Raw genomic sequence first — 9,146 nt, forward strand, 5'->3', positions numbered from 1 at the left:
CCTACTTCTACCTACCCTATAAACTCTCGAAAGTGGGGGGAGAGTGAAAAACTACAATCAATCCCCAATAATATTCCCCAACAAAATCCCATCCAAGCAATTAGCTAAAGGGAATTTTACCAATTTACAATTTCTCTATTACCCTGTCTTGTAGACGGGGAATTTTTTTTAATTGGTGGTTAATAATGCTCGAACATGATGTAATTATTGTTGGTGGTGGTTTGGCTGGATGTCGGGCTGCGCTGGAAATTGCCCGGACTGACCCTAGTTTAAAGGTGGCGGTAGTTGCCAAAACTCACCCAATTCGCTCTCATTCGGTGGCTGCTCAAGGTGGGATGGCGGCTTCTTTAAAAAATGTTGATGATACGGATTCTTGGGAAGCTCACGCTTTTGATACTGTTAAGGGTTCTGATTATTTGGCGGATCAAGATGCGGTGGCAATTTTGACTCAGGAAGCGCCGGATGTGGTGATTGATTTGGAACATCTGGGGGTGTTGTTTTCTCGCTTACCTGATGGTCGAATTGCTCAACGGGCTTTTGGTGGCCATTCTCACAACCGGACTTGTTATGCGGCTGATAAAACTGGTCATGCGATTTTACATGAGTTGGTGAATAATTTGCGCCGTTATGGTGTGCAGATTTACGAAGAATGGTATGTCATGCGCCTGATTTTGGAGGATGGTCAGGCTAAGGGTGTGGTGATGTTTCACCTGTTGGATGGGCATATTGAGGTGTTACGGGCGAAGGCTGTGATGTTTGCTACGGGGGGGTATGGTCGGGTTTATAACACGACTTCTAATGATTATGCTTCTACTGGTGATGGTTTGGCGATGACGGCTTTGGCTGGTTTACCTTTGGCAGATATGGAGTTTGTGCAGTTTCATCCTACGGGTTTGTATCCTGTGGGGGTGCTGATTTCCGAAGCTGTGCGCGGTGAAGGGGCATATTTGATTAATGCTGATGGCGATCGCTTTATGGCTAATTACGCCCCCAGTCGCATGGAGTTAGCCCCTCGTGATATTACCTCACGGGCGATCGCTTATGAAATCCGTGCCGGTCGTGGTGTGAATACTGATGGTAGTGCGGGTGGTCCTTTTGTCTATCTGGATTTACGCCATTTGGGTAAGGAAAAAATCATGAGTCGTGTTCCCTTTTGCTGGGAAGAAGCCCATCGTTTGGTCGGTGTAGATGCTGTCACTCAACCGATGCCTGTGCGTCCTACTAATCATTATTGTATGGGTGGGATTCCTGTCAACACCGATGGACAAGTTCGGAGTAATAATGATAGTTTTGTCGAAGGCTTTTTTGCCGCTGGAGAAACTGCTTGTGTGTCTGTTCACGGGGCAAATCGTCTAGGTAGTAACTCCTTATTGGAATGTGTGGTTTATGGGAGAAGGACTGGGGCAGCGATCGCTAATTATGTCCAAAATCGCCAATTACCATCCATCGATGAAACACGCTACATCAACGAAGCCAAACAACAAATACAACTCTTAATAGACCAACCAGGACAGTACAGAATTAATCAAATTCGTCAAGCCTTTCAAGATAATATGACTGAAAATTGTGGCGTTTTCCGCACCGACGAAGTCATGGGTCAGGGATTAGAAAAAATTGCCGAATTACAACAACAATATTCACAAATATATTTAGATGACAAAGGAAAAAGCTGGAATACAGAGTTAGTTGAAGCCTTAGAATTACAAAGTTTAATGGTAGTTGGACAAACCATTTTAACTTCCGCCCTCAATCGCCAAGAAAGTCGCGGCGCACACTTTAGAGAAGACTTTTCCGAAAGAGACGATAATAAGTTCTTACAACACACAATGGCTTATTATTCACCAACAGGAATTGATATTCAATATCGTCCCGTCACAATCACAATGTTTGAACCAAAAGAGCGAAAATATTAATTAAAATCATTCCGTAGGGGCGCAGGGTCTGCGCCCTTTCTAGATATTCTAATTCTAGATTATGTCAGCATTGAGCATATTTTTATATTATACTTATACGTAATATACTCTTTACTAAAACCTAAAATTTATGTCTTTTCAGAATAACTCAGCAGCGATAGAGTTTGAACGTAACTTGATTAAAAGTGATGCTGGTTTCTACCTTGACTTCATGCCACAATTCTTCAAACAACCATCAGCAGGTATTCTGATTTTTGGATTGATGCCCTATTTATCACTTTTTACTGTTGAGTCATATAATTATATTAAAAAAGAATTCCCAGATTATGCAAAAGAAATATCATTTGACTCGCAAAAAATAATAAGTAATTCCCGAATGCGCTTGAAATTTTTCGATGACAAGGTTAATAAAGTTAGTGGTTTATTGGAATTACTAGATTGGATTTCTGAATGGCATAAAGAGTGGTTTATTAATAGCCATAAAGGTTGTTTATCTTCACTAAAAAGATATTTACAACCGGATTTAGGTATCTTTAGTTATAATGGACGTATTGTCGCTTCAACACATATAGGATTCTTTTTCACAGGGTTGGAAAAAGAAAACCTACCTGAAAATTGTGACGATAAAACAGCCATTCTTCGAGATTTACTATTTTCGGTTGCCCAAGAACATGGAAAATATTTGGCACAGTTATGCACATGGACTGAATTTATGCCCATACAAACTAATAGCTTTCAGTACACGATTCAAGATGATAAACTAGGTTATAAAGATGTTAAATCAGCTAATTTTTACTCCTCTGTATTTAACATAAATGATACCAGATCAATTAATTCTAGTCTTTTGTTATTTATTTCTGTACTAAATTTTACTCGCCATATTCTTACTAGACTCATGGCAAATTATCCTGAAATTTTCTTTAAGCTAAAGTTTATTACTCTTTATCATTTAGCTTCAAGTCTAGAAAGGTTACAGAACTATTGCTATCCCCAAAATTTGCTTACTGAAATCTCCAAGCAATATTTTAAGAATATACTCAACGATAAAGATTTGAAAAAAATCAGATCAAAAACAGACTTAAGAAATATTTTAGTACATTATAAACCTGCAAAAATACCAAATTCATTGCTCTCTCCTAGCTTTAATTTGAAAAATTTAGTAGAATACTTTTTCAATGGTGAGAGTTTTGAAGAAATTGACAAAAAAGTAGATGATCAAATTACCCGGATATCCGATATTTTGGAACAATGGTTAAATTTGTCTATAAAGCCAGATGGGTTTTTAAGGTAGTAAATTAAAACAAGTAGTGCGATCGCAAAGCAAATCTCTCTCTTAAATTAATGAATTTTACCCTTTACTCAGATGTAATCTTATTGCGTGATCTTCCCGAAGATAATGTATATACTGGGGACATTGGCACAGTAGTTGAAAAACATGATATTCCTGGACTAGAAACAGGCTACAGCGTTGAGTTTTTTGATATGCTAGGCAATACTGTGGCTATTGTCACATTGCCAATGAGTTGTTTTCGCTTGCCAACTTGTGCCGATAGACCCGCAGTTAGATTAATGGCTAATATTGCCTAGTTTACACATTCAAAATCATCCTAATCACTGATACAGCATATTTTCAAGGTTTATCACCAAAAAAAGCTACTTATGCTTAGGTTGAAAATTCGGCAGTTCTACAGATGCTAAAGATTTGCGTCCCTTGGGTGGTCGTCGGGGATAAATCAATGGTGAAGGCGACTTATTATCAGATTGATTGTTAGATGTATGATCATCCAATAAATCCGGCAAAATATCATTAGTGGGTAAAGATGCTGTTGCTGGGGAACTGTCTAACCAATAATCCTCCATTTCCTCAGTATGAATCTGATGACTGCGGGGATTAGCAACCGCTGGTAATTCCTGGATTATTGATATGGGAAAATCTTCCTTTCCAGAATTTTCAGTATTAGCATAAGGATCAATTTCCATCTGCAAATCCTGTTGAATAATTATTTCTGGTTGTGGATGATTTTCTGGAGTAGATACTAAAGCCTCTAAAACAGATGTATCACCTTGATGAATATTTGCATCTGTCTCTGTCCCCTGGTCTGTTTCTTCAGATAATGGTGTAATAAAAAAGCGATGAATTATCCCTTCCAGTTGTTGGTCTAAAGATAATAGTTCAGAATCATCTCTAGTTGTTGGGGGTATAGTTGCTTCATTAACCTGTATAGGATCAGAGATAATTGGTTCTGGATGATGGATATAGTTTTCCGAAGTTGTCACTGTAGACTTAACCCAGGAACTATTGACAGACTCATTCGCAGAATCCGTTTCCCCTGTCCAAGGTCTAATGGGTTGGGCGTTGGGAAACAAAGACCGGGCTTTTCTAGAGAATCGCGTTTGTTTGTGGATGACATCCTGGGGATGATGGATATGATCCTCCAGGTTCTCGTGGCTAGGAATAGGAGTCTCTAGACATTTTTCCAAAGCTGATTTAAACTGCATAGTCTGTCGTTGTTGGCGCATTAGTCTAGCTCGCAATTCACGACAGGTATTTTCTGAATGTAATAGCTGTTGGGACTCTTGGCTGTAGTTAGCTTGCAGAAGAGAACATTCTCTTTCCAAATGTGCTAACCGTTGTTGGCTAATTTGCAAATTAGCTTTATAATTTTCAATACAAATTTCTTGTTGTTGAACTGTTTGAACCGAGGTTTCTAACTGCTGATACAGGGAATGAATTTGTTCTTGACCAGCAGAAAGTTCTTGATTTTGTTGGATAAACATAGACTCGGTTACACTAGACCGAGTTTTGTGCCACTGCAAAATCTTCTCTGCTTCAGCTAATTCGGTTTTTAACTGCTCGACCTGGGCATATAGATGATTATTAGCTGTAGTTAATTCTGTATTTAACTTCAGTAATTGCTGAAATTCTAAGTTGATCTGTGCTTGTTGATCAATATTAGGTTCTGCAATCCAGTCTTGTTGGTTGCTGTCTTCCAATTTTTCCATAACTACGGTTTCACATTGACAATCCGTTTATAGTGAGCGAAGTCGAACTATAGTTGGCCGATAGCGTGGCATTAGCTTGATTAGAGGTAAATTTGTCACGGTCATATTGTAATGATGCACAAATACATAGCCGTCATCAGTTATTTACACAAAGAAAAATTGACTCTTGATATTTGACAATTGTTAATTATCAGTTGGCAATTGTCAATTACTTAAGGTAGCCAATGGGGATGAAAGCCCGCTAGAGGCAGTTGTTCTGGTTTAATATCTATGTTGGTACTATCAGCGATGGGTAGCAATGGCATTAACCAAAGACTACTACTGGAAATAGGTTCGCCATCATCTGTTTTTAAGGTGTTGGCGGGTAATGGGGTAGTGTTATTACCAATAGGAACTACTTGGTCAAATAAGAAGCCTAAACCGTCGGGGGCTAAATTGGTTTGCACATTGCGTCGAGCAGGGGGTAAGAGTAGCAGTGGTTTTTGGACTCCTGTTTTTAGGTCAATGGATACCAAGTAAGGCTGTTCTATGAATTGTTCTTTAGAAACCAGTTGTGTAACTAGACAGTAAAGGCTAGGAGAGGCTGAGTCAAATTGACAGCTAAGAATTGAACCTGTTGTTTTTAATAGTTGTTTTTGTACGCCTTGGTTGGTGACTAAAAACAAATCTCTTGTATAGTCGGTGTTAAATTTGACCATTGCTGCCTGTGAACCGTCTTTAGAGAAGGCTTGTACTAAGCCAAATTGAGGCAGAAAATCCAGGGGTTTACTGCTGTTACCTTCTAAGGATACAATTGCTGTTCCCTGCCCTTGGGAAACGGCTACGGCTTTGCTGTCGGGTGTGATGAGAAAATCTCCGCCTGGTTGTCCTTGTAATCGTTTTGGGGTGGGTTTTTCGCCGGAATTGTCATTTTTGGTGGATAAGTACCAGAGGGCAAAGTCACCGGGGTTATCTCGTTTACCTCTTTGAATAACGATGATTTGTCCATCTGCGGAGAGGTCAAATTTGAGGTTTTGATATTCTTTGTTATCTAAAATTAGGTCAACTTTACCTGGGGCTGCTGTTTCTTGACCAATTTGATTAGGTATGCCTGTGGTGACTGTATAAAGTTGGGCGGACAGTAAATCGGGATTTTTAGAGGAACGGGCGGAGAAGAGGATTTTTTCACCGTTGGGGAATGGCTCAAAATCCATAACAATTAGGTCTTTGGGGGTAAGGACTTTTTTTTGTTCTTGGGTTAAGTTATAAAGTACCAATTGCCCTTGGATTTCTGGTGCAGATCCAATGTAAAGGATGGCGCGATTACGGGTGGTGAAGCTACCTGTAAAGGGCTGCATGACGCGGTTTTGTCCTTCGGCTTGGGAATACTTATCTCTACCTTTTTCTAATTTGACTTGGTAAGTTGTGCCGTAGGGGGCTGGGGTGAGGAGGGTATAAACCATTCTTCTGCCTGCCCAACTGGTTTTACCTGCTAGGGGTGGATCTATTTTTAAGTTCTCTTCAACGCTTTTGAAGTCCATTGGCCGACTAAAGGTGAGGGAGAAGGAGATGTCTTCTGCGCCAATTTGTTGGTTTTCCCAGGTAAAGTTGCGGACGCTAGGTTTGACGACATCGCCTTTCCAGATGATTAGTCCGATGAGCATACTCAGTAGAAGCATGACTGCGATCGCCACCCGGTCTAATGGTTGTATAAGTTTATAGGATTTACTCATCTAAGATTTTGGATTTTGGGGCATTGGGCATGGGGCATTGGGCATGGGGCATTGGGCATAAAATTTACCTCTTCCCTGTTCCCTGTTCCCTAACCTAATTAATAACTGTAAGGATTTTTAGGTTGAGGAATTTTTTTAATAGTGTTGGCTTTGATTGTTAATTGACGTTTTTCGGTGATTGTTTGTGTGGTCATTTGTCCTTCTATTTCTAACCATGTATCAGGCGGATACTGTTGACGGCTTCCAGATATTTGCACTGGTAATCCTACGGGATAAGCATCTGCGGCACAACAACTGAGAACAAATCTGGCTAAAAAGATATATTCTTCGCTGACGTTAGGTTGATGAATCACAAATCCCTGGACTTTTGCCTTTTGCCCTGTGTATGCGTCCGGTTCAGGATAGACGTTCAGTGTGCGTACCCAATCTACAAGCGATCGCTCTTCTGGACGAACTGTAGCCCGAAATGCTTGGGGTTGAGCGCGACTAGCACCAGTTAGTTCAGTGACACCTCGATCTAGGGCTGTTTGACTGGCAAAGACACGGGGTGTAATCATTAACCCTAAAATTGCCGTTGTTAGTAGTAAAAAACTGCCCCAACCAGGGGGAAATAAATTAATATGCCCAGCATTAGCTATTTGGGGACGGTGACGGTTTTTCCACAGTTGCAATCCCTTAAAGAAACCAATGATTAATAAGGCTATTCCAGCGACAATTACTAACCAAAAGAAGTCCGGGTGAATTAATAAGTAGAGTTTGCCTGTTAGCCAATATTTCAACATGAGAATACCCCAAGCTGTAATGGCTAATACATCTAGCCAAGGGGTAAGTTTATTTGGGGCTTTAGTTTGGGAATTCAACATTTTTGGGTATCACAGATGATAGAAGCAGGGGGCAGGGAGTAGATGAATAGAAATTACTGACTACCTTTTTCTTAATCTTCAGTTACTATATTCCCACTTTCCTCAGATTTAAACCCTATACCTCACACCCCATATTTCCGAGATAAAGGAGAAAATTCTGATAAAAATGGGACTCTATCTCAATTAGATCACGTGCAGATTCAGAAATAAGGTGAATAAGAGCGTCAATTGTCCAGCTAAGAAAAACAGATATATCAGGGCTTTGGGCTTAAAAATTGAGAGCATCAAACCAATGCCTTTAATATCAATCATCGGTCCAAATACTAAAAATGCTAACAATGACCCGCTAGTAAAAGTGGAGGCAAAAGACAGGGCAAAAAAGGCATCAACTGTAGAGCATATTGATACAACTGCTGCTAATACTAGCATGGCTAAAATCGAGCTAATTGGCCCAGCCCCAAGACTAAGAATCAAGTCACGGGGGGCTAAAACTTGGGTAGCGGCAGCGATCGCACTTCCTAATACCATGACTCCGCCTAATTCCCGGAGTTCTTGGACAATATTATCTAATAGGGAGCGGAGTTTCTCTGATAAGGGTTTACTGAAGTCAGAAAGTGCCGCAACTTCGCTGTAATTATTGTCTATGCGTTGTGATGCTCCCGTTCTCCCGCCGAGGATATATGTTCCTGATTGCAATAAACTCGGTGTATTAGTTTGGGGTTGTAGTTGAGATTGTTGTCCCCGGCGGTTTGTTTTTGGTGGTGCTGGGGGGTTAAATTTGAGATAACGGGCGATCGCAGGCTGGAGAAAAGGAACTAAATCTGATTGAAAACTGAAGATAAAACCAATAATAGTCGCAATAGCCAGAGAAAATACCACTCTTAACACTACTATTTCTGGTTGATCGCGGAATGCACTCCAAGTTGACCAAATTACAATGGGGTTAATTGTTGGTGCTGCTAATAAAAAGCCAATTGCTACTGGTGTGGGTACTCCCTGCATCAATAACCGTCGTGCCACAGGCACATTACCGCACTCACAAACTGGAAACAAAAAGCCGATCATACTGCCAAATAAAGCCCCCAATAGGGGATTTTTGGGCATTTTCTCCACCAATTTACTTTCATCAACGAATAGTAGCAATAGACTGGATAAGAACACACCCAGCAGTAAAAATGGCATCGCCTCCACTAGTAGACTGAGAAATATTGTAAAACCATTGTTCAGTTGATTCATGGGCGTTGTATTCAACAGCAGTTCTGAGTTTTAGGGTTTTGTTTTGTCATCTTATTCGATAGCGTGTTGTTGAGTAACCTCTACGGGGATCATTGATTAAACTACTAAAAGTCAATCTCATTATAGTGAGGCAATTATAGCAGTCCCCAATAATTTGTGAAAAAATTCTCTGTTTTTTGACTTTTATTTAAGTAGGTTGGCGTTCAAAATTGTCGTTATGGCAAGGGAACAGAGAACAGGGAACAGGGAACAGAAAAATCAATTGTGTAATTAATTCCGTCCCATTAATTTAAATACATACACCAGAATTTAGGTGAACTGACGCAGAGTAAAAACGTTGCCTTCCGTCTTCCCCCCACTCCCCGTGAAGTTGTTCATTCTCATCTAACTCCCCATGGTAGTTTTTCACTCTCCCCCCA

General features: G+C 40.3%; 7 protein-coding genes. 3 read left to right on the top strand and 4 right to left on the bottom strand.

Going from position 1 to position 9,146, the window contains the following annotated elements; all coding sequences use genetic code 11:
- Positions 1-185 precede the first annotated feature (185 nt).
- The 3 genes from FJR05_RS05160 to FJR05_RS05170 all read left to right on the top strand — a co-directional run bounded on the left by FJR05_RS05160 (position 186) and on the right by FJR05_RS05170 (position 3,500).
- On the top strand, positions 186-1,913 hold the full coding sequence (locus tag FJR05_RS05160; protein WP_168643129.1) for a succinate dehydrogenase/fumarate reductase flavoprotein subunit: 1,728 nt from the start codon (positions 186-188) through the stop codon (positions 1,911-1,913).
- Between the two features lie 130 nt (positions 1,914-2,043).
- Positions 2,044-3,204 carry a hypothetical protein gene (locus FJR05_RS05165; RefSeq protein WP_168643130.1) on the top strand — a complete coding sequence of 387 codons (1,161 nt, stop codon included), beginning with the start codon at positions 2,044-2,046 and terminating at the stop codon, positions 3,202-3,204.
- A gap of 50 nt (positions 3,205-3,254) precedes the next feature.
- The gene (locus tag FJR05_RS05170; protein WP_168643131.1) at positions 3,255-3,500 is read left to right on the top strand and encodes a DUF4926 domain-containing protein; all 246 of its coding nucleotides are present in this window, start codon (positions 3,255-3,257) and stop codon (positions 3,498-3,500) included.
- A 66-nt stretch (positions 3,501-3,566) separates the two neighbouring features.
- Here FJR05_RS05170 and FJR05_RS05175 read toward each other — a convergent pair whose 3' ends face one another.
- The 4 genes from FJR05_RS05175 to FJR05_RS05190 all read right to left on the bottom strand — a co-directional run bounded on the left by FJR05_RS05175 (position 3,567) and on the right by FJR05_RS05190 (position 8,727).
- Complete coding sequence (locus FJR05_RS05175) at positions 3,567-4,916, bottom strand: hypothetical protein (RefSeq protein WP_168643132.1); 1,350 nt, start codon at positions 4,914-4,916, stop codon at positions 3,567-3,569.
- Between the two features lie 212 nt (positions 4,917-5,128).
- Positions 5,129-6,628: an Ig-like domain-containing protein gene (locus tag FJR05_RS05180; protein WP_168643133.1), complete on the bottom strand. Its 1,500-nt coding sequence runs from the start codon at positions 6,626-6,628 to the stop codon at positions 5,129-5,131.
- Between the two features lie 98 nt (positions 6,629-6,726).
- Positions 6,727-7,491 (bottom strand): TIGR03943 family protein, encoded by a 765-nt coding sequence (locus FJR05_RS05185; protein ID WP_168643134.1) that lies wholly within the window; start codon positions 7,489-7,491, stop codon positions 6,727-6,729.
- Positions 7,492-7,674: 183 nt separating this feature from the next.
- A complete protein-coding gene (locus tag FJR05_RS05190; protein WP_168643135.1) occupies positions 7,675-8,727 on the bottom strand; it encodes a permease in 1,053 nt (350 codons plus the stop codon).
- Positions 8,728-9,146: the final 419 nt, after the last annotated feature.

Source organism: Dolichospermum sp. UHCC 0259 (genome assembly GCF_009711935.1).
Lineage (GTDB): Bacteria > Cyanobacteriota > Cyanobacteriia > Cyanobacteriales > Nostocaceae > Dolichospermum.